We start from the raw sequence: 26581 nt of genomic DNA on the forward strand, positions 1-26581 counted from the left end.
TGTGCAATATTCCCCACTGCTGCCTCCCGTAGGAGTCTGGGCCGTGTCTCAGTCCCAGTGTGGCCGGTCGCCCTCTCAGGCCGGCTACCCGTCGTCGCCTTGGTGAGCCACTACCTCACCAACAAGCTGATAGGCCGCGAGCCCATCCCAGACCGAAAAACTTTCCACACCATACCCATGCGGATTGGCGTCATATCCGGTATTAGACCCGGTTTCCCGGGCTTATTCCAGAGTCTGGGGCAGGTTGCTCACGTGTTACTCACCCGTTCGCCACTGATCACTCCAGAGCAAGCTCTGAAGGTCACCGTTCGACTTGCATGTGTTAAGCACGCCGCCAGCGTTCGTCCTGAGCCAGGATCAAACTCTCCATTGATGTTCAGCACCACAACCCCCACCCCACAAAGGAACGGAAGCCGCGGAAACCAGAACCCCGAAGGGTTTAAATCACTAGCCGAGCAAGAACAACTGACACAATTGCCAGAAATTCATTGTCAACCAAAGGAAAATCGTCCAGGACACACATCACCAGCCCACAACGGACCGGAAACGCATACCCCACGACGAGGTAATTGGCATCGATTTTTGACACGCTGTTGAGTTCTCAAGGTTCGGACGCGCACCATCAACCTCGCTTTTCAGCGGAAGGCGTCCGGGGCAACCGTTCTAAGGTACTCGCTTCGCAACTTGGGCGTCAAATCCCCCGCTCCTTCCTCAGGAGCGACCGGATCGAGCGCGCTTGGCGTTCGGCGATGGCATAACTGTAGCACCGTTTCCGGGGGCCTGCGACCACGCCCGGGGCGCCCCGGGCCGGGCGCTGGACGCCGCGGAGTCCCCACCCCTCTGACCTGCACGGACTCCCTCCGCACCCCGCGGGAGGGAGCCCGGCACCGGAGCCTTGTCGCCGGCGCCGGGGGCAGACGCAGGGCGGCGGGCGCGACGGCACGCAGACGCACTCAGCGCGGGCCGGCTGCGCGAAGGTCGCGGCTGTGCCCCCGGATGCCCGCACGTGGGCCGTTTCGGGGTGCGGACGTGCGCACCTGCGGGACAGTGGTCGTACCGCGGGTCGTCGGCGACCCGCCTCACCCTGGAGGAAAGGCGATGCGCACTCCCTCGATGCGGGCCCGGCTGGGCGCCGAGGCCCTGGGGACCTTCTGGCTGGTCTTCGGCGGTTGCGGCAGCGCGGTCCTCGCCGCTGTGTTCCTCGCGCCCAACGTGGTGGCAGGTCAGAGCGTGCAGCTCGGCATCGGCCACCTCGGGGTCTCGCTCGCGTTCGGACTGACCGTCATGACCATGGCCTACGCGGTAGGCCACGTGTCGGGCGCTCACTTCAACCCCGCCGTGACCATCGGCGCCGCCGTGGCCAAGCGGTTCGAGTGGAAGGACGTCCCGGCGTACGTGGGGACGCAGGTCGCCGCGGGGCTCCTCGCTGGCCTGGCGGTCTGGGGCATCGCTCGGGGCAAGCCGGGATTCGAGGTCACGGGCAACCTCGCCGCCAACGGCTACGGCGACCACTCCCCCGGCGGGTACGGCCTCGTGGCGGTGCTGTGCGCCGAGGTCATCCTCACCGCGTTCTTCCTCTACGTCATCCTCGGCTCGACCGACGAGCGCGCGCCCACGGGCTTCGCCCCCATCGCCATCGGCCTCGCGCTCACCCTCATCCACCTCATCTCGATCCCGGTCAGCAACACCTCGGTCAACCCCGCCCGTTCCACCGCCGTGGCCTTCTTCAACGGCAACGGGGCCCCGGGGCAGCTGTGGGCGTTCTGGCTGGCACCCGTCGTGGGCGCGGCGATCGCCGGCGCGACCTACCACCTCGTCACGAGCGTCGACCGGCGCGACGAGGACATCGCCGGGCAGATCCACCCCGACGACGTCGGCTCCGGCCCGGCCTCCTGACCTCCGGCGTCGCGCGCCCTCCCGCCGGTGCTGCGGCGGACGGTGCCGGGGCCGCGCCCGGGGCGCCGTTCGATAGCCTGACCACCGCCTTCGCACCCGTTGTGCGTCCGGACTATTCCAGGGAGAGAGCCGCGTTCATGGCCAAGATCATCTACACCCTCACCGACGAGGCGCCGATGCTGGCGACCTACTCGTTCCTGCCGGTCATCGAGGCGTTCGCCGCGACCGCGGGCGTTGAGGTGGAGACGCGTGACATCTCCCTGGCGGGCCGCATCATCGCGGCCTTCGAGGACCGGCTGCCGGAGGGCCAGCGGATCGGCGACGCCCTCGCCGAGCTCGGCCAGCTGGCGACGACGCCGGAGGCCAACATCATCAAGCTGCCCAACATCTCCGCGTCGGTGCCGCAGCTCAAGGCCGCCATCGCCGAGCTCCGGTCGCAGGGCTACGACCTGCCCGACTACCCCGACGAGCCCCGCACCGACGACGAGCGGGACGTCCGCGCCCGGTACGACAGCGTCAAGGGCAGCGCCGTCAACCCGGTGCTCCGCGAGGGCAACTCCGACCGCCGCGCGCCCGCCGCCGTCAAGAACTACGCGCGCAGGCACCCCCACTCGATGGGCGCCTGGAGCGCGGACTCCAGGACCCGGGTCGCCACCATGGGCAAGGACGACTTCCGCTCCAACGAGCAGTCCGTCGTGGTCGCGGCCGACGACTCCCTGACCATCCAGCTCGTCACCGACTCCGGCACGAGGGTCCTCAAGGACGGCCTGAAGGTCCTCGAGGGCGAGGTCGTCGACGCCACCGTCATGCGGGCGGCCGCCCTCGACGCCTTCCTCAGGGAGCAGGTCGCCCGTGCCAAGGCCGAGGACGTGCTGTTCTCGGTGCACCTCAAGGCCACGATGATGAAGGTCTCCGACCCGATCATCTTCGGGCACGTCGTGCGGGCGTTCCTGCCCGAGGTCTTCGCGCAGTACGGAGCGCACCTCGAGGCTGCCGGCCTGAACCCCAACAACGGACTCGGCTCCATCCTCGCCGGGCTCGACAAGCTCCCTGAGGACGTCCGCGACGACGTCCGCGCCGCCATCGAGAAGGGTCTGGCCGACGGCCCGCGCCTCGCGATGGTCAACTCCGACAAGGGCATCACCAACCTGCACGTGCCCAGTGACGTCATCGTCGACGCGTCGATGCCGGCCATGATCCGCACCTCCGGCCACATGTGGGGCCCGGACGGCGAGGAGCACGACACCCTGGCTGTCATCCCCGACAGCTCGTACGCCGGCGTCTACCAGGCCGTCATCGACGACTGCCGGGCCCACGGGGCCTACGACCCGACGACGATGGGATCAGTGCCCAACGTCGGCCTCATGGCGCAGAAGGCCGAGGAGTACGGGAGCCACGACAAGACCTTCGAGATCGCCGAGGCCGGCCGGGTGCAGGTCGTGAACGGCACCGGCGACGTGCTGATGGAGCACGAGGTGCAGCCGGGCGACATCTGGCGTGCCTGCCAGACCAAGGACGCCCCGATCCGCGACTGGGTCAAGCTGGCCGTCACCCGGGCCCGTGCCTCGCAGACGCCTGCCGTGTTCTGGCTCGACCCGGAGCGCGCCCACGACGTCAACCTCATCGAGAAGGTCAAGCGGTACCTCGCCGAGCACGACGTCGAGGGCCTGACCCTCAAGATCATGTCGCCGGTGGAGGCCGCGAGGCTCTCGGTCGAGCGCATCCGCCGCGGTGAGGACACCATCTCGGTCACCGGCAACGTGCTGCGCGACTACAACACCGACCTGTTCCCCATCCTGGAGCTCGGCACCAGCGCCAAGATGCTCTCGGTCGTGCCGCTCATGAACGGCGGCGGGCTCTTCGAGACCGGCGCCGGTGGCTCCGCGCCGAAGCACGTCCAGCAGCTGGTGGCCGAGAACTACCTGCGCTGGGACAGCCTCGGCGAGTTCCTCGCCCTCGCCGAGAGCCTGCGGCACATGGCGACGACGACCGACAACGCCCGCGCCCTCGTGCTGGCCGACACCCTCGACCGGGCGACCGAGCGGCTGCTCAACGAGAACAAGTCGCCGGCCCGCAAGGTGGGCCAGATCGACAACCGCGGCAGCCACTTCTACCTCGCCCTCTACTGGGCGAACGAGCTGGCGCAGCAGGCCCAGGACGTCGAGCTCGCGTCGGCGTTCGCCCCCGTCGCGAAGGCGCTGGCCGGGAACGAGGAGACCATCAACGCCGAGCTCGTCGGCGTGCAGGGCCACCCGGCCGACATCGGTGGCTACTACCGCCCCGACGCCGCGAAGGCTGCGTCCGTCATGCGGCCGTCGGCGACGTTCAACGAGACCTTGGCGGCCCTGCGCAAGGACGCCTGACCGCACCGCCCGGGTGCCGGGTGGTCACCGCGATCGGTGGCCACCCGGCACACCTGTCTCCGGGCCCGACCCGGAGGCACGTGGTCCGGGGGGTCAGGGGAACGCCATCTCCCCGTTGCCCTGGAGAGCCGATGGGGACTCGGGCACCGGCGCGGCCGCCACGGAGCCGGCCCCCTCCCGCGCCAGGAAGTCGCGGGCCGTGCGGGTGCTCTCGAAGAACTGGGCGGGGAAGACGATCGTGGAGTTCTTCTCCACCGCGATCTCGGCGAGGACCTGGAGGTTGCGCAGCTGCAGGGCGATCGGGCTCCTGGCGATGACGTCCGCGGCCTCGGCCAGCTTGCCGACGCTGAGGGCCTCCCCCTCGGCGGCGATGATCTTGGCGCGCTTCTCGCGCTCGGCCTCCGCCTGCTTGGCCATCGCGCGCTGCATCGACGGCGGCAGCTCGATGTCCTTGAGCTCGACGAGCTGCACGAGGACGCCCCACTGCTCCGTCGTGAGGTCGAGGACCTTCTTGATCGCCTCGTTGAGGGCCTCGGTGTTGCTGAGCACCTGGTCCAGGCTGGACCGGCCGACCACGTTGCGGACCGTCGTCTGTGCGATCTGCCCGACCGCGCTCTCGACGTCCTCGATCTCGATGATCGACTTCACCGGGTCCACGCGACGGTAGTACGCCACCGCGGCCACCCCGATGGAGACGTTGTCCTCGGTGATGATCTGCTGCGAGGCGATCGGCATGGTCACGGTCCGCAGGCTGACCTTCCAGAGGCGGTCCACCAGCGGGATCATGAAGCGCATCCCCGGCCCGCGCACCCCCCTGAGCCTGCCCAGCCGGAAGACCACGCCTCGCTCGTACTGCTTCACGATGGCAACGCCCAACCTCGACACCGCCACCACCTCCTGGCTGTCAGCCCCAGACTGTGCCGACGGGGAGGGCGGCGACAGGGTCGTTGGTCCTCTGCGGGTGCGCCACCTCAGGGCGTCAGAGCGCCCGCATCCGGTTGTTGCGCGGCTGGTGCTCGAGCTCCGCCAGGCCGAGCCACTCCAGCAGCGGTGGCAGGTACATCCCCACCCTGCCGCGGTAGCCCTTGCGCAGGCCGTACCAGCCGCCGACCGGGTTGGACCTGGAGCGGCCCCAGGCCTCGACGGTGCCCTCCTTGGGCTCCTTCTGCTCGTCCGCCGACCCCAGCGGCACCCAGTCGCCCTGCTCCCGCAGCCACGCGTGGAGGTCCTCCACGACGCGGGCGTCGTACGTCAGCCGGGTCGAGCCCACCTGGCAGACAAGCTGCGCCGGGTCGGCCTCGTCGTCGCGGTACATCGTGTACTCCGACGTGCCGGGCGGGGTCTTCAGGACCCAGGGGTCGGCCTTGGTGCCGCTGCCTGCCATGACGCTCTCCTTCGATCGGGTGGGCCAGTTCTACCGCGTCACAGGGCCAGCTTCATCCCGGCGTGGGAGGGGGTGAAGCCGAGCCGTTCGTAGAACCGCTGCGCCTCGGTCCGCTGCCGGTCCGTGGTGAGCTGCACGAGCGAGCAGCCCCGGCGGCGAGACTCCTCGATCGCCCAGTCGAGCAGCGAGCGCCCCAGGCCCTCGCCCCGGTGGGCCCGCGCCACCCGGACCGCCTCCACCTGGGCGCGCAGCGAGCCGCCACGGGACAACCCCGGGATGAACGTCAGCTGGAGGGTGCCCACCACCGCACCACCGTGCTCGGCGACCACCAGCAGGTGGGCGGGGTCGGCATCGATGGCCGCGAAGGCCCGCTGGTATGCCGCGAGGTCACCGGAGTCCTCCCGCGCCGCCCCGAGTGGGTCGTCGGCGAGGAGCGCGACGATGGCGGGGACGTCGACCCCGCGGGCCCGTCGGACCGTGACCTCGCCGCCGGCCCCCAGCCTGGTGAGCACGTCCGGGTGCGCCGGCCGCGGTGCGTCGGGCCGGGGCAGCGCCTCCGCAGGTGGCAGGCCCTCGAACCACGCGGGCCCGGCATGGGCCAGCGCGCGCTCCAGGCGGGCCCGCGAGCGCTCCGGCATCGGCGGCAGCGCGTCGGGCGGGAACCAGCGGACCTCGAGCGACTCGTCGTCGTTGACCCGTGCCTCACCGGAGACGTGCCTGCACAGGAAGCACAGGTCCAGGTACTGGGCCCTGTCCCCGTTGGGGTACGCCAGCTCGGGCATCGTCCAGACCCCGGTGAGGGCCTCGACGCGGACCACCACGCCGGTCTCCTCCTCCACCTCCCGGACGAGCCCCTCGGCGGGCTGCTCGCCGGGCTCGAGGATGCCGCTGACCAGCGACCACGTGCCGTTGTCGGCACGCAGGCCGAGGAGGACCTCCCCGCGGTCGTTGAGCACGACGGCGCTGACGCCGGGCATCCACAGCAGGTCGTGGCCGACGGCAGCCCGCAGCGCGAGGACGAAGTCTGGGGCACCCATGTGCCCGACACTAGCCAGCAGGTGCCGTCCGCTGGGGCCCTGCTACGGTCGCGATGTCGGAGCGCGGCGCCGCACGGCGTCGCCCCCGGCCCATTCCTGTTCCAGAATCGCTGAAGGGCCCACTGTGAGCACTACTCCCGTCAAGGTCGCCGTCACCGGCGCGGCCGGCCAGATCGGCTACAGCCTCCTCTTCCGGATCGCCAGCGGCGCGCTGTTCGGCCCGGAGACCCCTGTCGAGCTGCGCCTGCTCGAGATCACCCCTGCGCTCAAGGCCCTGGAGGGCGTGGTCATGGAGCTCGACGACTGCGCGTTCCCGACGCTGGCCGGCGTGGAGATCGGCGACGACGCCGCCACGGTCTTCAACGGTGCCAACCACGCGCTGCTCGTGGGCGCCCGCCCGCGCGGACCCGGCATGGAGCGCGGCGACCTGCTCGAGGCGAACGGCGGCATCTTCGCCCCGCAGGGCAAGGCCCTGAACGACGTCGCCGCCGACGACATCCGTGTCACGGTGACCGGCAACCCGGCCAACACCAACGCGCTGATCGCGATGAGCAACGCCCCCGACATCCCCCGGGAGCGGTTCTCCGCGCTGACCCGCCTGGACCACAACCGCGCCATCTCCCAGCTGGCCGCCAAGCTCGCGGTGCCGGTCACCGAGATCCGGAAGATGACGATCTGGGGCAACCACTCCGCGACGCAGTACCCCGACCTGTTCAACGCGGAGGTGTCCGGCAAGAACGCCGCAGAGGTCGTCGGCGACCAGGAGTGGCTGGCCAACACCTTCATCCCGACCGTCGCCAAGCGCGGCGCAGCCATCATCGACGCGCGCGGCGCCTCCTCCGCGGCCTCGGCGGCCAGCGCGACGATCGACCACGCGCGCGACTGGACTCTGGGCACCCCCGAGGGCGACTGGGTGTCCATGTCGGTGTGCTCCGACGGGTCCTACGGCGTTCCCGAGGGCCTGATCTCGTCCTTCCCCGTGACCGTCAAGGACGGGCGCTGGGAAATCGTGCAGGGCCTCGACGTGGGCGACTTCTCCCGCGCCAGGATCGACGCCTCGGTCAAGGAGCTCGAGGAGGAGCGCGAGGCCGTGCGGGGTCTCGGCCTCATCGGCTGAACGCCCGCGCGTCACACCGTCAGCGGCCTGTCCCGGATCCGTCCGGGACAGGCCGCTTCTCTCGTGGCCACGAGGAGACGGGCCCCGTCGCCCTCGCCGTTCCTCACCCGTCGCCGGCGGGCTGCGCGGTCTCGCGGGGGTCGTGCACCCACTGGACCAGCTGGTACACGACGCCGTTCGGGTCGGCCATCTGGAAGTACCGCTCCCCCCACGGCTCGGTCTCGATCGGTGTCACGACGGTGACCCCCTCGGACTGCAGGCGCGCGTACTGGTCGTCGATGTCGTCCACGACGAAGACGACCAGCAGGCCGCCCGCCTCCCCGGCGGCGCTGGCGGGCTTGAACGACTCGAGGCCGGCCCGCAGGTAGACGAGGTTGAAGCCCGCCTCGGGGTGCTCCAGTGACGCGAACCCGTCGGCGGCCATCTGCGGGGTGAACCCGAGGTGGGTCTGCGCCCAGCGCGCCGAGGCGTCGACGTCGGCGACGTTCAGGGAGATGGCGGAACCGGAGATGTGCATGGGTACTCCTCCTCGTGGCGAGACAGCCGCGGCGCCCGCCCTTGATCCTCGTACACTGTACGTTGTACGGCATACAACGTCGCACCTGCAAGGATCATTCCCATGGCCACGGAACGCACCGGCGCGGGGGACCCCGATCGCACCCTCGCCCTGCTCTGGCGGGCGGCGAGCGCCCCGGAGCCGACGCGGCGCGGCCCCCGCCCGCGTCACTCGGTCGACACGGTCGTCGCAGCAGCGGTGGCCCTGGCGGACGAGGCGGGGATCGAGGCCGTGACCATGCGCGCGGTGGCCGACCGCCTGGGGGTGGCTCCCATGTCCCTCTACACGTACGTGCCCGGCCGGGCCGAGCTCGTCGACCTCATGGTCGACTCGGTCCACCTGGCCATGGACCGCCCCCGCTGGCGGGCCCGGTCGTGGCGCCGGCGACTGGCCCTGGTGGCCGAGGCCAACCGCTCGATGTTCACGGCGCACCCGTGGATGGCCGATGTCGCCACCCTGAGCCGCCCGCCGCTGGGCCCCGGCCTGATGGCCAAGTATGAGCACGAGCTCGCCGCCCTCGACGGGACCGGACTCACCGAGGTGGAGACCGACTCCGCGCTGACCTTCGTGCTCAGCTTCGTGCAGTCCCACGCCCGCGCGGCGCAGGCAGCCGGCCGCGCCAGGGAGGACTCCGCCATGGACGACGCCGCGTGGTGGGAGGCCAACGCGCCACTGCTGGCCCGGGCGCTCGACGAGGAGGCCTACCCGCGAGCGGTACGGGTGGGGGCTGCCGCCGGCGCTGCCCAGTCCAGCGCCTACAGCCCGGAACACGCCTGGGAGTTCGGGCTGACCGCGGCCCTGGACGGCCTGGCCGCCCTCGTCGCGCGCCGCGAGCCCGGCCGTCGTCGAGGCGTCAGCGCAGGGGGCGCAGGTCCAGGACGGCAGTGACCACGAAGAGCGCCCCTCCGAGGAGCGCCATGGTGAGCACGTCGACGGCCCGGGAGCGCACCACCAGGCCCCCGCTCGCCGAGTTGGGCAGGACGAGGCGGAGCCCGGCGGCGAGGCCGAGGCCGGCGGCCACCATGAAGCCACCGAGCCGCGCACGGTCGAGGGCGAAGAAGAGCAGGCCGACGAGGAGGACGGGCGTCGCGGCCCACCACCATCCGAGCTTCGGGGCGGTCACGGCTCAGGCGCCCACGGAGGGCCGGTCGGCGGCGCGCTCGGCAGCCTCGACGACGTTCGAGAGCAGCATCGCGCGGGTCATCGGGCCCACGCCACCGGGGTTGGGGCTGAACCAGCCGGCCACGTCCAGGACGCCGGGGTCGACGTCGCCGGCGACCCTCGAGGTGCCGTCCTCGGCGACCACCCGGCTGACACCGACATCGAGGACGGCTGCACCGGGCCGGACCATGTCGGCGGTGATGAGGCCCGGCACGCCGGCGGCCGCGACGACGATGTCGGCCGAGCGGACCTCATCGGCGAGATCGCGGGTGCCGGTGTGGCAGAGCGTCACCGTGGCGTTCTCGCTGCGTCGGGTGAGCATCAGACCCAGGGGCCGACCGACCGTGATGCCGCGGCCGACGACGGTGACCTTCGCCCCGGCGATCGGCACGTCGTGGCGCCGCAACAGCTCGATGATCCCCATGGGCGTGCACGGCAGGGGCGCCGGCTTGCCCAGCACCAGCCAGCCGAGGTTGGTGGGGTGCAGGCCGTCGACGTCCTTGGTCGGGTCGACGGCGGAGAGGATCGCGAACTCGTCGAGCCCGGTGGGCTGTTGCACCAGGAACCCGGTGCACGCCGGGTCGGCGTTCAGCTCCGCGACCACGGCGAGCACGTCGTCCTGCGAGGTGCCTGCGGGGAGGTCTCGACGGATGCTGGTCACGCCGATCTCGGCGCAGTCGCGGTGCTTGGCGCCGACGTACCAGCGGCTGCCCGGGTCGTCGCCCACGAGCACGGTGCCCAGACCGGGGACGACCCCGCGGTCGGCCAGCGCGGCCACCCTCGCCTTCAGCTCGTCCTTGATGGTCGCGAGGACCGCCTTGCCGTCGAGGATGCGTGCCGTCACGGCTCCGTATCCTGCCACGCGGCACGAGCCGCCCCGTGCGCCGTGCCTCGGTGTGGTTCGCTGGCGCCATGTCGAGTGCCGTGGGAGTGCTGCTCGCAGCGGGGGCGGGAACGCGGATGGGCCGGCCCAAGGCGTTGGTGACCGGCCCCGACGGCGACCCGTGGGTGCGCACTGCCGCCCGGGCCCTGCACGAGGGCGGCTGCGGGCGCGTGGTGGTCGTCGTCGGCGCCGCCCGCGACGATGTCACCAGCCTGCTCGCCGACCTGCCCTGGACCGAGCCGGTCGTGGCAGCGGACTGGTCGCGGGGCATGTCGGCCTCGCTCGCCGCGGGGCTGGGCGCCCTCTCGGGCACGGACGCCGACTGTGCCGTCATCGGGCTCGTCGACACCCCCGACGTCGGCGCCGAGGTGGTGGAGCGGGTCCTCGCCGCCACGGGCACGTCGCGCGCGGCGCTGGGCCGCGCGGCATACGGCGGCGTCCCCGGGCACCCCGTGGTGCTCGGGCGCGACCACTGGGCGGCGACGCTCGGGATGGCCAGCGGCGACCGCGGTGCGCGCGACTACCTCAGCGCTGCACCCCCCCTGCTCGTCGAGTGCGAGGACCTCGCCAGCGGCCGGGACGTCGACGCCCGAGGGTGACCATCCGGGTAGCTCGCTGCGGCGGGAGCCGGGGGAAGCCCCCGCCGCAGCGGCCCGGTCAGGGTGTCGCGCGCTGCGCGAGTGCCCTGAGCGCCCCCGTGAAGCACTGCTCCGGGGGTGTCACGAGACCGGCTCCCACCTGGCCGGTGCCGGCGACCCGGCCGGCCATGCCGGTGTTGATCTGGGGCAGGAGCCCCGTGCGGGCGACCGCGGCGACGTCGATCCCCGTGGGGGTGCCGCGGAACTCGAGGATCGGCACCTGGTACGCGGGGTGCTCGCCGACGGTGATGTCGTACATCGTCTGCGTGGCCCGCAGGGCGAACGGCACGTCGCCGCCGACGAACTTCACGATCGCCGGGGCCGCCGCCATCGCGAACCCGCCGATGCCGGCGGTCTCGGTGATGGCCGAGTCCCCGATGTCCGGGTTGGCGTCCTCCGGGCCGTAGGAGCCGAGGTACAGGCCCTCGGGGGTGTTGGCGGGCCCGGTGAACCACTGGTCGCCGGTACCGGAGACGCGGATGCCGAAGTCGGTACCGTTGCGGGCCATGGTCGTCACGACCGACGAGCCGGGGATGCCGTGGGCGGCCATCGTCGCCAGCTTGCAGGCGGGCATGCCGAGGTTGAGGAAGAAGTGCTCGTTGGCCCCGGAGAACCTCACCGCCTCGGCGATGTCGTCGGAGGACCCGTCTGCCGTGATGAGCGAGGGGAGCAGCTCGCGCAGCAGCATGAGGCTGCCGGCCCGGTTGCGGTTGTGGCCCTCGTCGCCCATCTGCAGCATCTGCGCGACGATCGCCTTGATGTCGATCGGCCCTGCCTTGCGGATCGCCTGCTGCAGCAGCGGGCCGAGCACCGAGTTCATCCAGTGCAGGCGGTCGATGACCTCCGGGCCGTAGGCGCCGTAGCGGAGCACCTTCCCGAGCCCCTCGTTGAGGGAGCACCACGAGGTGCCGTCGTGGACCTCGTCGCGCAGCTCGTAGAGCCACATCGACGGCGAGATGACGCCGGCCATCGGCCCCACCGAGCTGTGGTGGTGGCACGGTTCGAGCGTGATGCCGTCGCCGGAGGCCAGCCTCGCCTCGGCATCCTCGGCGGTGTCGGCGAGGCCCTCGAAGAGCATGGCGCCGATGAGCGCGCCCTTCAGCGGGCCGGAGGCGCGCTCCCACTCGATCGGAGGGCCGGCGTGCAGGAAGGTGCCCTTCTCCAGGCCGAGCGCCTCGTGGGCCGGCCGGACGTCCACGAGGTCGGCCCCGGCGGCGGTCATCCGGCGCAGGGCCTCGGCGTTGGCCTCCTCCCGGCGGGGGTCGGCCACGACGAGGGCGAGGTCGGCCGCGGTGCCCTCCATCGGGGGCTGCCAGGCGGTCTCCGTGACCGGGACGGCCTGGGCGCGCAGGGCATCGGCGAACAGCGAGACGCCTGCGGTGGCGACGCTGATGTCGGCGGACAGCAGTCCGTGCAGCGGGGTGGTCATGTCAGTTCTCCTGGCCGGGCAGCAGGGACAGGGCGTGGCGGGTGGCCTGGGCGTTCGAGAGGAAGACCGAGGCCCCGGCCTCCTGCAGCGTGGTCGCACACTGCTTCAGGCCCTGCGGGTCACCCTCGGCGCCGGTGAGCGACACGACGACCGGCAGCTCCCGCCCGGCCTCCGCGGCCGTGGCCCGCGCGCCACGGACCGCGGCGGCGAGCTCGTCGGCGGGGTCCTGGTGGGCCCCATAGCCGAGGACGAGGTCGAGCAGCAGCACGCCGCACGTCTCGTCGCGCGCCTCGGCGGCGATGCGCTCGAGCCGCAGCGAGGGGTCGATCATGGGGTGGGCGCGGCCCTGGGTGAGCCCGTCGTCGCCGAAGTCGATGACCACGTGGCCGGGGTCGCGCAGGTCGGGGCCGAGCGCGAGCTCCGGGGAGAGCGGGATGTTGGAACGGATGCCGCCGAGCCGCTCGGCGGCGATCAGCATCGCCTCGTCGGCGAGGGTGCCACCGCAGAAGAGCCCTCGCAGGCCGGGGCCGCTGGCGGTCGCCTGGTCGACAGGCCAGGACGGCCACTGCGGCACGCCGTGCCCCTCCGCCTCGAGCGCGGACTCGACCGCGGCCGTGAGGTCGGGGCGGCCGGCGCCCAGCGTGGCCCAGTGGACGGGCACACCGAGCCCCGCGGCATACGCCTGGAGGTCGGCGAGCACCTCGTCGGCCGGCGGCTTGGACACGACGACGACCGAGGTCGTGCCCTCGTCCGCGGCGAGCGCGGCCAGCGCCTGCTTCGTGGAACGGCCGGAGACGGCTGCGGAGAGGTCCCGCCCGCCGACGCCCAGGCAGTGGCTCACACCGACGCCTGCCGCGTCGAGCAGGCACATCACCTGCTGGGCGCCGGTCCCGGACGCGGCGACGATGCCGACCTGCCCCTGGCGGACGGCGTTGGCGAAACCGAGCGCGACGCCCCCGACGACGGCGGTGCCGCAGTCGGGACCCATCACCAGGACGTCCGCGACGGCCGCTGCGTCCTTGAGGCGGACCTCGTCCTCGACGGGCACGTTGTCGGAGAAGAGCATCACGGAGACGCCGCGGTGGATGGCGTCAAGCGCCTCGACGGTGGCGTGCTGCCCCGGCACCGAGACCAGGGCGAGGTTGGCGTCGGAGGCTGCGATCGCGCCGCCGAGGGTGCGCCGGGGCGGCGCCTCCCCGAAGCCGCCGGCGTGTGCGCCGGCCGACTTCAGCTCCTCCAGTGCGGCGTCGAGGGCGGCCCGGCCCGCGGCGAGACCCTCCTCGGCCCCGCGGATGGCGACGACGAGGTCGTTGGGACCGGCCTCCGCCGGGACGGCGAAGCCCATCCCGGCGATGACCTCGGTGTTGAGCTCGGTCGCCATGGCGACCTGGGCCGCCTCGACACCGGGGGTGGAGGCCACGGCCCGGGAGACCTGCATGAGGCTCACCGAGTCGTAGTAGGCGCCGCGGCGCAGCTCGACGTGCTCAGGCACGGCTGGCTCCTTCGCTGTGGGGTTGAGGGGTGGACGGGAACAGTGGCAGGGGGTGGTGGGCGGCCAGTGCGTCGACTGCACCGGCGAGCCCGGCGACGAGGTCGGCGCCGGAGGTGTGGCCGATGGCCAGCACGGCGGGAAGGGCCCCGTGGGTCCCGCTCGCGTCGCCGCCGGCGGCGGCCGTGACGAGGCGCACGACCTGCGGCACGGCGTACCCCTCCGCGGCAGCACCGAGGAGGCATGCCGACAGGCTCGTCGTGCGGTGGGCCGCGTCACGGACGGCGTCGGCCACGGATGCCGCAGCCGCGTCGGCCGCGCCGCCACCGACCGCGCGCAACGCCAGCAGGACGCCGCACAGCGCGTCGTCGCCGCTCGGCGTCAGGCCGGACCCTGCACCCACGAGAGACGCCACCCGACGCCGGGTCGGGCGACCCCGCAGCGCGGTGGCCGCGACGTCGGCGGCGAGGTCGCGCAGCAGGCCGCTGACGTCGGCAGCGGCCAGGGCGCTCCGGGTGGTGGCGATCGTCATGCCGGCGGACGATGCCCGGCTCGGACCCGGCGCGACGCGGGCGGGGCGCCACTCGCGCACCGCCACGACGTCCCGGTGGGGCAGTCGGACCCTGCCGTCGCCCACGAGAACCTCGTCGCCGGGCGCCACTCCCCAGTCGAACGACCGGGATGGCAGGCCGAGCCGGAGCCCGGTGGGCAGTCGGAGGGCGTCGTCGGCCAGGACGGGGAGCACCAGGTCGTGCCGGTCCAGCAGGAGGTAGAGCGCGGTCGGGAAGGCGGCGAGCACGCGGGCGCCGCGCGGGGCGGCCGCCAGCTCAGCCGCGAGCAGGGGCGAGGCCGCCGCCGGCCACACCGAGGAGTGCGCCGCACTGGCCATGGGTCCTCCTGGGTCGCTCGTCGGGTCGGCTGCTCGTCGCGGGCTGCGGTGTGGCGCCGGGCCTGCTCCGGGCAATGCTCGGGGCACGTGCTCGGGGCCGTGCTTCGGGCTCGTCACGCCGGTCCACCCCGGTCCACGCCCGTTCCGGACCGTTCGCGGCCCTGCCCGTCACGTGCCCGTCGTCGGGTCTACCGGTGCCAAGGACGCTATCGAGGGCGGATAGGCTCTCTTCATGGTGAAAGTTGCCAACGATCCGGTCACCAATGGCGGTGACTTGCCAGCACGCTTCTCGCAGAGGGGTGGTCACGACACGGCGGCGGGGATTCCCCTGCGGGTCGTGGCCGGGCTCCCGGCGGCCCTCGGTGCCGGCGTGGTGGCGACAGCTGCTCAGCTCGAGGCGCGGGTCTCGCGCACGGGCTGGCTTCCCACAACTGGCCCCGCATCGCCCGTCTCGCCGGCGGCGGTCGGCACGCGCCTCGTGCTGTCAGGCGCCAGAGGGGTCCGGTCCGCGCTCAGGTCGGAGCCGGGGCTCTTCGCCGGCCTCGCCGAGGCAGGTGCGTCGGCGCTCGCGGTGGAGGGCGCCACCGACAGCGATGCCGTGGCCTGGCGACGCTCCGCCGAGGAGGCCGGCCTCCCGTTGCTCGTGCTCACCGAGAACCAGACCTGCGACCAGCTCAACACCGAGACGCTCGGGGCCCTGCTGGACCACCAGACGTCGGTGCTCGACCGGCTCGAGGAGGTCCACCGCGTCCTGGTGCAGATCGTCCTCGGCGGCGGTTCCCTCGAGGACCTGTGTGAGCAGCTCGTCAGGTTCTTCGACGGCGCCGCCATGGTGACGACCACCGACGGCCGGGTCCTGGCCAGCGCCGGCTCGGACGGCGAGCTCGAGCACGCCCTCGCCCTGGACTGCTTCGACCGCACCGGCCGGCTGATCACCGAGAAGGAGCCCGTCGGCATCAGGCCGCAGGAGGGCCCCGCCGCCCACCGTGCCGCCGTGCGCATCGTCGCCGGGTCCCTCGACCACGGGTTGCTCACCGCGTTCTGCAGCCACCGCATGCTCGGCCCCGACGACGTCCGCCTGCTGGAGCGAGCGGCCACCGTCGCCGCCCTGGCCATCACGAAGGAGCAGGCCGTCTCGGCCGTCGAGAGCAAGTACCGCGCGGAGTTCCTGCGGGACGCGCTGGCGGGCCGGGCAGGCACCGCGGAGGAGGCCGTGGCCCACGCCCAGTCCCTCGGCTGGGACATCGACCGCCCGATGGTCGTCGTCGTCGCGGAGACCGACGAGGACGACGAGCGCACCACCCGCTCCGCCGAGGAGGTCCGCTCCCTGCAGCACCGTTTCGCCCGGGCCTGGACCCACGCCATGCAGGTCCGCGACCCCCAGGCGCCCGTGATGGGCTTCAGCCAGGAGGTGGTCGCCCTCTTCGGGGTCACGGAGCCCGCCGACACCGAGCAGGTCATGCGCATCGTCGCCGACGTGGCGAGGGTCGTGCGCGGCGACGGCGGCGGCGGCCGGCGCACCTTCTCCACCGGCGTCTCGCGGCCGATCTCGTCGGTCACCGAGCTCCCCTCGGCCTACGACGAGGCCCTCAGCGCCGTCAGTGTCGGCCGGCAGATGCACGGCGACGGGGCGCTCACCCACTTCGATGGCCTCGGCATCTTCCGGCTGCTCGCCCTGATCCCCGACAGCGCGCACCTGCGCCGCTTCGTCGAGGAGTCGCTCGGCGAGCTGGCCACCGACGACGCCCCCGAGAACGCCGACCTGCGCCAGACGTTGAGCATCCTCATCGACACGAACATGAACGTCGCCGAGACCGCGCGGCTGCTGTTCTTCCACTACAACACGCTGCGCTACCGCATCGTGAAGCTGGAGAAGATGCTCGGCCCGTTCACCACCGACCCGCACCTGCGCCTCACCCTCGCGCTGGCGCTCAAGGTGCACCAGATGCGCGGCATCTGAGCCGCAGGCCGGCCCAGGGCCCCCGTGGCGACGTCGTCGCCCGGCCGGCACCCCCTCGCGACCCGCCACCACGACATCTGACGAACGACACGCCGGTGTCGCTAGCACCTCTTGCCGAACGCAATCCCTCTGCGTGGCGCTAGTTTTCGCCTATCCCGCGATGGGATGTGAGCCGCGTCGCAACGAAGCGACGCGTCGCAGAAAAAGGAGTCGGCATGGCCTTGGGTTGGAAACTGCACGGCGACGGGCGCACGATGGGCCCAGACGACGTCGTCGCACCGGACGAGCGGCTGTCGTGGAGCAAGACCATCGGCCTCGGCGCCCAGCACGTCGTGGCGATGTTCGGCGCCACCTTCGTCTTCCCGCTGATCATGGGCCTGAACGCCCAGCTCGCGATCATGATGAGCGGCATCGCGACGATCTGCTTCCTGCTGATCGTCCAGGGCAAGGTGCCGAGCTACCTCGGCACCTCGGCGTCGTTCGTCGGTGGTGTGGCGGCCATCCGGGCCCAGGGCGGCGACTCGGCCGATGTGACCGGGGCGATCCTGGTGGCCGGCCTCGTCCTCGCGCTCGTGGGTGTCGCGATCCACTTCCTCGGCTCGACGGTGCTGCACAAGGTGCTCCCCCCGGTGGTCACCGGTGCGGTCGTCATGCTCATCGGCTTCAACCTCGCGCCCGTCGTGGCCAACATCTACTGGCCGCAGGACCAGTGGGTCGCCCTGCTCGTCATGACCTTCACGATCGTCTGCGCCGTGGCGTTCAAGGGCTTCATCAGCCGCATCGCGGTCTTCCTCGCCCTCATCTTCGGCTACGTCGTCTCCTGGGTCTTCGACAAGGTCTTCGGCCAGATCACGTCCTTCGACGCCGCCGCCGGCGAGGTCACGACCCACTTCCGGACCAACTTCGACAACCTCGCCAGCGCCGCGTGGTTCGGCTTCCCGCCCCAGACGTCGATGGGCGCCGACGGCAAGGAGGTCGTGGGCATCCACGCACCGTCGTTCTCGATTGCCGCGATCCTGCTCGTCCTTCCGGCCGTCATCGCGCTCATCGCCGAGAACACCGGCCACGTCAAGGCCGTTGCCGAGATGACCGGCCACGACCTCGACCCCGTCATGGGCCGCGCGATCGCCGGTGACGGTGTCGGCACCATGCTCGCCTCCGCGGTCGGCGGCTCCCCCACCACGACCTACGCCGAGAACATCGGTGTCATGGCGGCCACGAGGGTCTACTCCACGGCGGCCTACTACGTCGCGGCCCTGGTCGCCATCCTGTTCGGCCTCTCGCCGAAGTTCGGGGCGCTGGTGTCCTCCGTGCCCGGCGGTGTCCTCGGCGGGATCACCGTCGTGCTCTACGGCATGATCGGCCTGCTCGGCGCCAAGATCTGGAAGGAGAACGGCGTCGACTTCGGCAACCCGATCAACCTCGTCCCGGTCGCGGCAGGCATCATCATCGGCGTCGGCAACGTGTCGCTGGTGTTCACCGAGGAGTTCTCCCTGACCGGCATCGCGCTGGGCACGATCGTGGCCGTGGGCGCCTACCACCTCGCCCGGGCCCTGGCCCCGGAGGACCTGCGCCTGCGCGCGGACGCCCCGACCACGATGACCCAGACCCGCGAGGCGATGTACGGCGACAGCGACGGCGTCGACGACCTGTACCAGGACCGTCCCGGAGGACCGGACCTGCGCAAGAAGCAGTAGCGCGCTGGGTCCGGCCTGACCGGACCGTGTGGGCTCCCGATGAGGCATCGGGGGCCCACACGGCGTTCCGGGGGTGGCATGCGCCGGGCACTCGGCAGAAGTTGCCAAACAGAGCCCCGCACACCGCAGGAGATCACCTAGTTTGGTGGTGGAAGAGAAGGCAGGATCAGTCCGGTGAAGCCCGCCCCCTTCGTGCACCACGCACCCCGCTCCGTCGAGGAGGCCGTCGGCGTGCTCGGCCAGGTCGGCCACGACGGCAAGATCCTGGCCGGCGGCCAGAGCCTCATCCCGATCCTCAACATGAGGCTGGCCTCCCCCGCCCACCTCGTCGACATCAACCGGGTCGCCGGCCTCGACACCGTCGAGGTCACCGACGACGCCGTGCGCATCGGTGCCCTCGTCCGGCACGCCCAGCTCGAGCGGCACGACGGCGCGTATGCGGCGCTGCCGCTCCTGCGCCAGGCGCTCGTCAACGTGGCCCACCCGGCGATCCGCAACCGGGGGACCACCGTCGGGTCGATCGCCCACGCGGACGCCGCCGGCGAGATGCCCGCGATCCTCGCCCTCACCGACGGCGTGGTCGAGGCCACCGGCTCCGGGGGCACCCGCGAGATCGCGGCGCCAGACTTCTTCCTCGGCGCCCTCGAGACCTCCCTCGCGCCGGACGAGCTGGCGACGGCCGTGCGGTTCCGGCGCTTCCCCGCCGGGACGGCCACGGCCTTCGCCGAGTCCGCCCGGCGGCACGGCGACTACGCCATGGCCGGGGTCGCCGCCGCCGTCACCGTCGTCGACGGCGTGATCGAGCGGGCGACGGCGTCGTTCGTCTCCGTCACCGACGTGCCGACGGTGCTCGACCTCACCGAGGCGATCGGCGGCCGGGAGCCGGTCGACGCCGACCTCGAGGCCGCGGCCGAGGCGGTGCGGCAGCACGTCGAGCCAGAGGCGGACATCCACGCCAGCGCGGAGTACCGGCGGATGCTGGCCGGGGAGCTGGCGCGGCGGGTCCTGGCCCAGGCGGCCGGGCAGGCAGCCGGACAGGCAGCGGGACAGGCAGCAACGACGAAGGGTTCGACCAGCCGATGAGCGACATGACCGACCTGGACGCAGCGGCGACCGAGGAGCTCCACGACGTCACCGTCCACGTCAACGGAGTGCCGCGGACCGCTCGCGTCCCCGCACGGCGGCTGCTGTCCGACTTCCTGCGCCACGACCTCGAGCTCACCGGCACCCACGTCGGCTGCGAGCACGGCGTCTGCGGCGCCTGCACCGTCCTCGTCGACGGCCAGCCGATGCGCTCGTGCCTGATGTTCGCCGTCACCGCCCAGGACCACCGGGTCACGACGGTCGAGGGGCTGTGCTCGGCCCCCGACGCCCGTCCGTGCGCCACGGGCGAGCGGATGAACCCGGCCCAGCAGGCGTTCGCGGAGTGCCACGGCCTCCAGTGCGGCTTCTGCACGCCGGGCTTCCTCACCACCATCACGGCCTACCTCGAGGAGAACCCGGAGCCCACCGCCGAGGAGGCGCGCGAGGCCATCTCCGGCAACCTGTGCCGCTGCACGGGCTACCAGAACATCGTCAAGTCGGTGCTGCGTGCCGCCGAGCTCCGCTCCGAGCGGCGCGAGGAGACGTATGCCGCCCCGGCGGCCACGCGGCATACCGCCAGCGCCGACGGGGAGGCACCGCGGTGACGACCCAGATGTTCGGCGCGCCGATCCAGCGCAAGGAGGACCCGCGGCTGGTCACCGGTGGCGGCCGCTACCTGGACGACCTCGGTCAGAACGCCCTGGCCGCCGCCTTCGTGCGCAGCCCCCACGCCCATGCACGGATCGTCGACATCGACGTCTCCGACGCGGTGGACGTCGACGGGGTCGTGGCGATCTACACCCACGAGGACCTGCCCGGGAAGGTGGGCGAGCCGCTGCCGCTGCTCATCCCGCACCCGACGCTCACCCACGGACGTACCGGCTACGCGCTGGCCAAGGACGAGGTCAACCACGTCGGCGAGCCTGTCGTCATGGTCGTCGCACGCGACCGCTACCTGGCCGAGGACGCCTGCCAGCGGATCCGCGTCGACTACGAGACGCTGCCGGTCGTCGTCGGCATCGAGGCCGCGCGCGACGGCTCGGCACTGGTGCACGAGGACGTGCCCGGCAACGTGGCAGCGCACATGGTGCAGCAGAACGGCGACGTCGACCAGGCCCTCGCGTCGGCGCCGAACACCCTGACCCTCGACCTGTCGATCGAGCGCAGCGCGTGCATGCCGATGGAGGGCAAGGGCGTCTACGCGCGGTGGAACGCCGAGGACGGCGAGCTGCGGATCTACTCCTCCACCCAGACCTCGACCGGCGTGCGCGCGGCCGTGGCTGCCAAGCTGGACCTGCCGCTGGCCAAGGTGGAGTGCATCGCCCCCGACGTGGGCGGTGGCTTCGGGGTCAAGATCATGCACCCCTGGCCCGAGGAGGTGCTGGTCCCGTGGGCCGCCCGGCTGCTCGACCGCGAGGTGAAGTGGGCCGAGGACCGCCGCGAGCACTTCATCTCCTCGGCGCACGAGCGGGGCCAGCTCCAGGAGGTCACCGTCGGCTTCGACGACGAGGGCCGCATCCTCGGCCTCGACGTGCGGTTCTGGCACGACAACGGCGCCTACACGCAGTACGGCATCATCGTCCCGATCATCACCTCGACCCAGCTGCTCGGGCCGTACAAGCCGGGCGCGTACCGCTGCGAGTTCTGGTCGCTCTACACGAACACCGTCCTGGTCACGCCGTACCGCGGCGCCGGCCGGCCCCAGGGTGTCTTCGCGATGGAGCGCACCATGGACGCCATCGCCGACCACCTCGGCCTCGACCGCGCCGAGGTACGCTCGCGCAACTTCATCCTCCCCGAGGAGATGCCGTACGACCACGGCCTGCTGTTCCAGGACGGCCGGCCCCTGAAGTACGACTCCGGCGACTTCCCCGCCAGCCTGGCCAAGCTCAAGAAGCTCGTGGGCTGGGACGACTTCGCCGCGTACCGCGAGGAGGCCAGGGCGGCCGGGCGGAAGGTCGGGCTGGGGATCGGCTGCTACGTCGAGGGCACCGGCGTCGGTCCCTACGAGGGCGGCCACATCACCATCGAGACCTCGGGCCGGGTCAACGTCGCCACCGGGCTGACGACCCAGGGCCAGGGCCACCAGACCGCCTTCGCCCAGATCGTCGCCGACGAGCTCGGCGTGCCCATCGAGGACGTCCACGTCACCACCGGCGACACCCGCCGGATGGCCTACGCCGTCGGCACCTTCGCCTCGCGCGCGGCGGTCATGAGCGGCAACGCGATCGCGCTCGCCGCCCGCAACGTCAAGGCCAAGGCGCTGCGGATCGCGGCGGATGCCCTCGAGGTGGCCGAGGACGACCTCGAGATCGTCGACGGCCGGGTCCAGGTCAAGGGCGCGCCGACGACGTCGATGCCCCTCGGAACCGTTGCGGTGCTGTCGAACCCGCTGCGGTACGCCTTCGACGACGCCGCAAAGGCAGCCACGCAGTTCGCCGGGACGTTCGACCCGGACAAGCCGCCCGTGGCCGACGACGAGGAGCCGGGGCTCGAGGGCCGCGACTTCTACTCCCCCACCCAGGCGACCTTCGCCAACGGCATGCACGCCGCGGTCGTCGAGACCGACCCGGTGACGGCCGAGATCCGGATCCTGCGCTACTGCGTCATCCACGACTGCGGGACGATGATCAACCCGATGATCGTCGAGGGCCAGGTCCACGGCGGGGTCGCGCAGGGAGTCGGCGGGGCGCTGTACGAGCGGATGGTCTACGACGAGTCGGGGCAGCTGCTCAACGCCTCGTTCATGGACTTCCTCATGCCGTACGCCTCCGAGGTGCCCCACGTCGAGGCCGACCACCTCGAGACGCCGTCGCCGCTGAACCCGTTGGGGATCAAGGGCGCCGGCGAGGCCGGCTGCATCCCGGTGAGCGCGGTGGTCGCGTCTGCCATCGAGGACGCCGAGGGCTTCCCCATCACCGCGATGCCCATCTCCCCCGTCGAGCTGTGGGAGCTGCGCAAGCGGCACGCGGCCGGCGACCTGCCCTCCCTGAAGCACCCGCACACCGTCCCCCCTGCCGGCGCACCGACCGCGCAGCAGTCCCCCCACAAGGAGCCCGCCCGATGAAGATCTCCGGCACCGCCTCGCTCGCCGCCCCGCCCGACAAGGTCTGGGACGCCTTCCACGACCCGGGGTCGCTGGCCCGCTGCCTCCCCGGCTGCGAGTCGCTCACCGAGATCGGCCCGCACCAGTACGCCATGACCGTCACCGCCGGCGTCGCCGCCATCAAGGGCACCTACGACGGCCAGGTGCACCTCACCGAGCAGGAGCACCCGGCGGCCTTCACCCTCAAGGCCAAGGGAGCGGGAGCACCGGGCACCGTCGACGCCGACGTGCGGGTCCGCCTCGCACCCTCGGCCAACGGCGGCACCGACCTCACCTACGACGCGGACGCGGCCGTGGGCGGCGTCATCGGGGGCGTGGGGCAGCGGATGCTGGCGGGGGTCACCAAGAAGATGGCCGGGCAGTTCTTCACCGCCGTCGACAACGACATCGCCGGCGTCCTGGTCGCCCCGGCACCCGTGCCTGCCGGTGTGCCTGCCGGGGTCGCGCCCGTTCCGGCGGGAGCCGGCGTCCCCGCTCCAGCGGTGTATGCCGGCGGCGCGGCTCCCGGTGTCCGCGGAGCCCTCGAGGGTCGCAGCTTCGCCCTCGGTGTCCTGGCCGGCGGGGCGCTCGCCCTGGTCGGTGTCGTCGTCGGATGGGCGATCGGAGGCAAGTGATGCGCGCGTTCACCGCAGCAGCAGTGCAGATCGCACCCGTCCCGGGGCCGCTGTCCCCGGAGGTGGTGCGCAAGAACCTCGACAAGTGCGTGGACTTCACCCGCCGCTGTGTGGCGGACACCGGAGCCGAGCTCGTCGTGCTGCCGGAGACGGCCACCACCGGCTTCACGCCCGACTGCTCGACGGAGGACCTGTGGGACCTCGTCTCCGAGCTGCCCGGGCCGGTGGTCGACCCGATCCGCGCGGTGGCTCGTGACCTCGGCATCCACATCTGCGTGGGCACCTACGAGCGCGGGCCCGAGCGCGGAGTGGTCTACAACAGCTCGGTGCTCATCGACCCGCAGGGCGAGGTGCTGGGGATCTACCGGAAGACGCATCCCTTCTGGAGCGAGCACGTCGAGCACGGCGGCTGGGTGACTCCGGGGGACACGGTCGCGGTGTGCGACACCGACCTCGGCCGGCTCGGCATGATCATCTGCTTCGACGGCGACTACCCGGAGCTGTCGCGCATCCAGGCCGTGCAGGGCGCGGAGGTCATCCTGCGTCCGTCCGCCCTGCTCCGCAGTGCCGATGTCTGGGAGCTGACCTCCCGGGCCCGGGCCTACGACAACCACGTCTTCGTGGTCGGCGCGAACGCCACGGGCATCGACCCGGCGGGGGTGCTGTACTTCGGCAACTCGCACATCGTGACGCCGATCGGCCACATCGTGGCCAAGGCCGCGAGCCACGAGGGCTGGGTCTCGGCCCTCCTCGACCCGGCCGAGGGGCTGCGCTCCCTGACGCCGGGGTCGAACATCAAGCAGGGCTTCGACCACCTGCGTGACCGCAACCTCGACCTGATCCGCAAGCACCGCGAGGACCTCGAGCGGCCCGCCGAGTCGCCGTTCGAGCACTGACCCTCCCCACTGATCGCCCGAAACCCACCGCCGCGACCCGGATCCGGGCCGCCTGCGGTGGGTTTCGGGCAACAGGTGCGGAAAGGGCGGGTCAGCGAGCGCGCAGGACGGCCACGCGGCCCTTTTCTCCCGAGGCGTAGCAGGGGCCGCTGGCGACGCACTCGACGCTGTCGAAACTGCCGGTGTCGAACGCCGACCACGACCGGCCACCGTCGCGGCTGACGTCCGAGCCGGTCGGACCCACGGCGAGCACCGTCCCGCCGGTCCGCGAGGGGTGGCTCCCGAACCGGCCCGGCCACGACCGGCCGGCCCAGGCCGACCCGGACCGGTAGCCGCCGAGACCCGTGCCACGCGGGGTGTGCCACGTGCGCCCTCCGTCCGCAGTCCACGCGGCATTGCCCTCGGCGGCCTCGGGCGCCGCGTAGTCGCCGCCGACCGCCACGCCGCGACGGCCCTGGAACGAGAGCGAGTAGATGCCGGCCGACGGGCCACCCGCAACGGGCGAGTCCGCGACCGTCCAGGTGTCGCCGCCGTCACGGCTGGTGAAGACCCGGGCGGGGTCGACCCCGCCGGTGGCGAGGTGGAGGTTGCCGGCAGCGTCGCTCTGGAGGCACGTGCCGCTCGCGGCGAAGGCGAACTCGCCGTCGCGCGCCGGCGGCATACCGGTGCTGTCCATGACCTCCCAGCTGTGCCCGCCGTCGCGGGTCCGGATGACCCGGAAGCGGCCGTCGACCGGGTCGGACATCGCGTAGCCGACCCGGGGCGTGGTGAACGTCAGGCAGTCGTAGAAGGCAGCGGGATCGGTGTTGCGGAAGGACTCCGCCCAGGTGTGGCCGCCGTCGTCGGTCACGTAGACGCGGGACTCCTCGCCCGGGCCGATCGACAGCACGACCGCGCGCTCGGCGCTGCTGGCCTCGATGTCGCGGAACTGCAGGGAGCCGGTGCCGGGCGGGCCCACCGAGGACCAGCTCCGGCCCGCGTCCGTCGAGCGCAGGACCGTGCCCTCGCTGCCGCTGGCCCACACCACCCTGGCGCCCACCGGCGCGAGCCCGCGCAGACGGGCGGTGTCCGCCGGGGTGTCGAGGAGCTCCCAGGAGAGCTCGTGGTGGGCGCGGGGGTGCTCGCCCCCGGCCCGGGCGGGGCCGGCGAGCGGCACCAGGGTGAGGGCGAGGGCCGCGGCGGTGAGCGCAGCGCGTGACGGCTTTGTCATGGTCTGCACCTTTGCACCGGGATGCCCGCCTCGCACCCGGAGGGCGACCGGGCCAGACTGCCCCCATGGACTGGACCCTGGAAGTCGTGCTGCTCCCGGTCAGCGACCTCGACCGCGCCATCTCGTTCTACCGCGACCAGGTCGGCTTCAACCTCGACCACCACACCGTCAACGAGCACATGGACGTCGCCCAGCTGACCCCGCACGGGTCGGGGTGCTCGATCGTCGTGGGCAACCTGCCGGCCCAGCGCGAGATGGCGCCCGGCTCGATGCGCGGGCTCCAACTCGTCGTCTCGGACGCCGCGGCCGCCCGCGAGGAGCTGGTGGGCCGCGGTGTGGAGTGCAGCGAGATCACGGTCTTCGACGAGCGCGACGGAGGCACGTTCTTCGGCTTCAGCGACCCCGACGGCAACACCTGGGCGGTGCAGCAGCTGAGGGCCCGCGCCGAGAAGCCCCTCATCCCGCACGACGCCCGGGGGCGGTTCGGCGAGGGCTGACCCGGCGCAGCACGGCTGGTGAGGGTTGGGGCCTTCCGGACGATCCGTTGGCAGGTTGTGCCAACGAAACGCACGGGCCACACGGGTTGAATCGTCGCGAGCGAAACCCCGCGAACCACCCCGACCCACCTGACCACAGGAGCGCGAATGTCCGCAGCGCCGACGCAGCCACGCCGCATCCGCATCGGCATCGACACCGGTGGCACGTTCACCGACGTCGTGGCCTTCGATGAGGACTCCGGCGAGCTCCTCACCACCAAGACCCCCTCCACCCCGAGCAACCCGGCCGACGGCTTCATCAACGGCGTGCACAAGGTGCTCGGCATGCTCGGTGCCACCGGCGCCGACGTCACGGCCGTCTGCCACGGCACCACCGTCGCCACGAACAAGCTCCTCGAGGGCAAGGTCGAGCAGCTCGGCTTCATCACGAGCGAGGGCTACGAGTTCATGCTCGAGATCGCCCGGCAGGCGGTCCCGGACGGCTACGGCAACTCCTACTTCTGGGTCAAGCCGCCGCGCATCGTCCCGGCCGACTACGTGAAGACGGTGGGCGGTCGGCTCGACTTCGAGGGCAACGAGATCCGCCCGTTCGACGAGGAGCAGGCCGTCGCCGCCGCGCGCTGGTTCAAGGACCGCGGGATCACGACGATCGGCGTGTGCCTCCTGCACTCCTACG

At 72.2% G+C, this 26581-nt stretch carries 24 protein-coding genes and 1 rRNA gene; 14 read left to right on the plus strand and 11 right to left on the minus strand.

What is annotated here, in order from left to right:
* Nucleotides 1-373: ribosomal RNA gene (locus VIB11_RS04370) — 16S ribosomal RNA — on the minus strand; the annotation flags it as partial.
* Nucleotides 374-1098: 725 nt separating this feature from the next.
* Here VIB11_RS04370 and aqpZ point away from each other — a divergent pair.
* Nucleotides 1099-1896 (plus strand): aquaporin Z, encoded by a 798-nt coding sequence (gene aqpZ / locus VIB11_RS04375; RefSeq protein ID WP_332028725.1) that lies wholly within the window; start codon nucleotides 1099-1101, stop codon nucleotides 1894-1896.
* A gap of 137 nt (nucleotides 1897-2033) precedes the next feature.
* Complete coding sequence (locus tag VIB11_RS04380; RefSeq protein ID WP_332028727.1) at nucleotides 2034-4259, plus strand: NADP-dependent isocitrate dehydrogenase; 2226 nt, start codon at nucleotides 2034-2036, stop codon at nucleotides 4257-4259.
* 93 nt (nucleotides 4260-4352) lie between these two features.
* Here the strand turns inward: VIB11_RS04380 and VIB11_RS04385 are convergent, their stop codons facing one another.
* From VIB11_RS04385 to VIB11_RS17755, 3 genes are all read right to left on the minus strand, one after another.
* Nucleotides 4353-5144, minus strand: coding sequence for a slipin family protein (locus tag VIB11_RS04385; protein ID WP_332028729.1), 792 nt, complete (start codon nucleotides 5142-5144; stop codon nucleotides 4353-4355).
* 94 nt (nucleotides 5145-5238) lie between these two features.
* A complete protein-coding gene (locus VIB11_RS04390) occupies nucleotides 5239-5643 on the minus strand; it encodes a DUF6855 family protein (protein ID WP_332028731.1) in 405 nt (134 codons plus the stop codon).
* Nucleotides 5644-5681: 38 nt separating this feature from the next.
* Complete coding sequence (locus VIB11_RS17755; RefSeq protein ID WP_414695753.1) at nucleotides 5682-6680, minus strand: GNAT family N-acetyltransferase; 999 nt, start codon at nucleotides 6678-6680, stop codon at nucleotides 5682-5684.
* Nucleotides 6681-6804: 124 nt separating this feature from the next.
* On the opposite strand from VIB11_RS17755, the gene VIB11_RS04405 reads away from it, so the two are divergent.
* The gene (locus VIB11_RS04405; RefSeq protein ID WP_332028733.1) at nucleotides 6805-7797 is read left to right on the plus strand and encodes a malate dehydrogenase; all 993 of its coding nucleotides are present in this window, start codon (nucleotides 6805-6807) and stop codon (nucleotides 7795-7797) included.
* Nucleotides 7798-7900: 103 nt separating this feature from the next.
* On the opposite strand, the gene VIB11_RS04410 is transcribed toward VIB11_RS04405, so the two are convergent.
* Nucleotides 7901-8314, minus strand: coding sequence for a VOC family protein (locus VIB11_RS04410; RefSeq protein WP_332028735.1), 414 nt, complete (start codon nucleotides 8312-8314; stop codon nucleotides 7901-7903).
* Nucleotides 8315-8416: 102 nt separating this feature from the next.
* Here VIB11_RS04410 and VIB11_RS04415 point away from each other — a divergent pair, with 102 nt between their 5' ends.
* Complete coding sequence (locus VIB11_RS04415) at nucleotides 8417-9241, plus strand: TetR/AcrR family transcriptional regulator (RefSeq protein ID WP_332028737.1); 825 nt, start codon at nucleotides 8417-8419, stop codon at nucleotides 9239-9241.
* Here VIB11_RS04415 and VIB11_RS04420 read toward each other — a convergent pair.
* Both VIB11_RS04420 and VIB11_RS04425 read right to left on the minus strand, forming a co-directional pair.
* A complete protein-coding gene (locus VIB11_RS04420; RefSeq protein ID WP_332028739.1) occupies nucleotides 9207-9476 on the minus strand; it encodes a DUF3017 domain-containing protein in 270 nt (89 codons plus the stop codon). The genes VIB11_RS04415 and VIB11_RS04420 overlap by 35 nt on opposite strands.
* 3 nt (nucleotides 9477-9479) lie before the next feature.
* On the minus strand, nucleotides 9480-10358 hold the full coding sequence (locus tag VIB11_RS04425; RefSeq protein ID WP_332028741.1) for a bifunctional methylenetetrahydrofolate dehydrogenase/methenyltetrahydrofolate cyclohydrolase: 879 nt from the start codon (nucleotides 10356-10358) through the stop codon (nucleotides 9480-9482).
* A gap of 68 nt (nucleotides 10359-10426) precedes the next feature.
* Here VIB11_RS04425 and VIB11_RS04430 point away from each other — a divergent pair, with 68 nt between their 5' ends.
* A complete protein-coding gene (locus tag VIB11_RS04430) occupies nucleotides 10427-10996 on the plus strand; it encodes a nucleotidyltransferase family protein (RefSeq protein WP_332028743.1) in 570 nt (189 codons plus the stop codon).
* A gap of 58 nt (nucleotides 10997-11054) precedes the next feature.
* On the opposite strand, the gene VIB11_RS04435 is transcribed toward VIB11_RS04430, so the two are convergent.
* Genes VIB11_RS04435 through VIB11_RS04445 form a run of 3 tightly spaced genes read right to left on the minus strand, consistent with a single transcriptional unit; the run spans nucleotide 11055 to nucleotide 14842 of the window.
* Nucleotides 11055-12464: a DUF1116 domain-containing protein gene (locus VIB11_RS04435; protein WP_332028745.1), complete on the minus strand. Its 1410-nt coding sequence runs from the start codon at nucleotides 12462-12464 to the stop codon at nucleotides 11055-11057.
* A gap of 1 nt (nucleotide 12465) precedes the next feature.
* Nucleotides 12466-13956 carry an FdrA family protein gene (locus tag VIB11_RS04440; protein ID WP_332028747.1) on the minus strand — a complete coding sequence of 497 codons (1491 nt, stop codon included), beginning with the start codon at nucleotides 13954-13956 and terminating at the stop codon, nucleotides 12466-12468.
* Nucleotides 13949-14842: a DUF2877 domain-containing protein gene (locus VIB11_RS04445; protein WP_332028749.1), complete on the minus strand. Its 894-nt coding sequence runs from the start codon at nucleotides 14840-14842 to the stop codon at nucleotides 13949-13951. Before VIB11_RS04445 ends, VIB11_RS04440 begins: the two co-directional genes overlap by 8 nt.
* A gap of 337 nt (nucleotides 14843-15179) precedes the next feature.
* Here VIB11_RS04445 and VIB11_RS04450 point away from each other — a divergent pair, with 337 nt between their 5' ends.
* From VIB11_RS04450 to VIB11_RS04480, 7 genes are all read left to right on the plus strand, one after another.
* On the plus strand, nucleotides 15180-16802 hold the full coding sequence (locus VIB11_RS04450; RefSeq protein WP_332028750.1) for a PucR family transcriptional regulator: 1623 nt from the start codon (nucleotides 15180-15182) through the stop codon (nucleotides 16800-16802).
* Between the two features lie 215 nt (nucleotides 16803-17017).
* Entirely contained in the window at nucleotides 17018-18499 is a 1482-nt protein-coding gene (locus VIB11_RS04455) for a uracil-xanthine permease family protein (RefSeq protein WP_332028752.1), read from the plus strand.
* Nucleotides 18500-18673: 174 nt separating this feature from the next.
* Complete coding sequence (locus VIB11_RS04460) at nucleotides 18674-19582, plus strand: FAD binding domain-containing protein (RefSeq protein ID WP_332028754.1); 909 nt, start codon at nucleotides 18674-18676, stop codon at nucleotides 19580-19582.
* Between the two features lie 5 nt (nucleotides 19583-19587).
* On the plus strand, nucleotides 19588-20187 hold the full coding sequence (locus VIB11_RS04465) for a (2Fe-2S)-binding protein (protein ID WP_332028770.1): 600 nt from the start codon (nucleotides 19588-19590) through the stop codon (nucleotides 20185-20187).
* Nucleotides 20184-22649, plus strand: a complete 2466-nt coding sequence (gene cutA / locus VIB11_RS04470; RefSeq protein ID WP_332028756.1) for an aerobic carbon-monoxide dehydrogenase large subunit — start codon at nucleotides 20184-20186, stop codon at nucleotides 22647-22649. The genes VIB11_RS04465 and cutA overlap by 4 nt, the downstream gene beginning before the upstream one ends.
* Nucleotides 22646-23302, plus strand: coding sequence for a carbon monoxide dehydrogenase subunit G (locus tag VIB11_RS04475; RefSeq protein WP_332028758.1), 657 nt, complete (start codon nucleotides 22646-22648; stop codon nucleotides 23300-23302). The genes cutA and VIB11_RS04475 overlap by 4 nt, the downstream gene beginning before the upstream one ends.
* Complete coding sequence (locus VIB11_RS04480; RefSeq protein WP_332028760.1) at nucleotides 23302-24198, plus strand: carbon-nitrogen hydrolase family protein; 897 nt, start codon at nucleotides 23302-23304, stop codon at nucleotides 24196-24198. The genes VIB11_RS04475 and VIB11_RS04480 overlap by 1 nt, the downstream gene beginning before the upstream one ends.
* A gap of 91 nt (nucleotides 24199-24289) precedes the next feature.
* On the opposite strand, the gene VIB11_RS04485 is transcribed toward VIB11_RS04480, so the two are convergent.
* Nucleotides 24290-25408, minus strand: coding sequence for an oxidoreductase (locus tag VIB11_RS04485; RefSeq protein WP_332028762.1), 1119 nt, complete (start codon nucleotides 25406-25408; stop codon nucleotides 24290-24292).
* A 65-nt stretch (nucleotides 25409-25473) separates the two neighbouring features.
* On the opposite strand from VIB11_RS04485, the gene VIB11_RS04490 reads away from it, so the two are divergent.
* Complete coding sequence (locus tag VIB11_RS04490; RefSeq protein WP_332028764.1) at nucleotides 25474-25905, plus strand: VOC family protein; 432 nt, start codon at nucleotides 25474-25476, stop codon at nucleotides 25903-25905.
* A gap of 147 nt (nucleotides 25906-26052) precedes the next feature.
* Nucleotides 26053-26581: hydantoinase/oxoprolinase N-terminal domain-containing protein (locus tag VIB11_RS04495; RefSeq protein WP_332028766.1), on the plus strand; the 529-nt coding region annotated here is incomplete at its 3' end.

The organism is Pedococcus sp. (assembly GCF_036554925.1).
Taxonomy (GTDB): Bacteria; Actinomycetota; Actinomycetes; order Actinomycetales; family Dermatophilaceae; genus Pedococcus_A.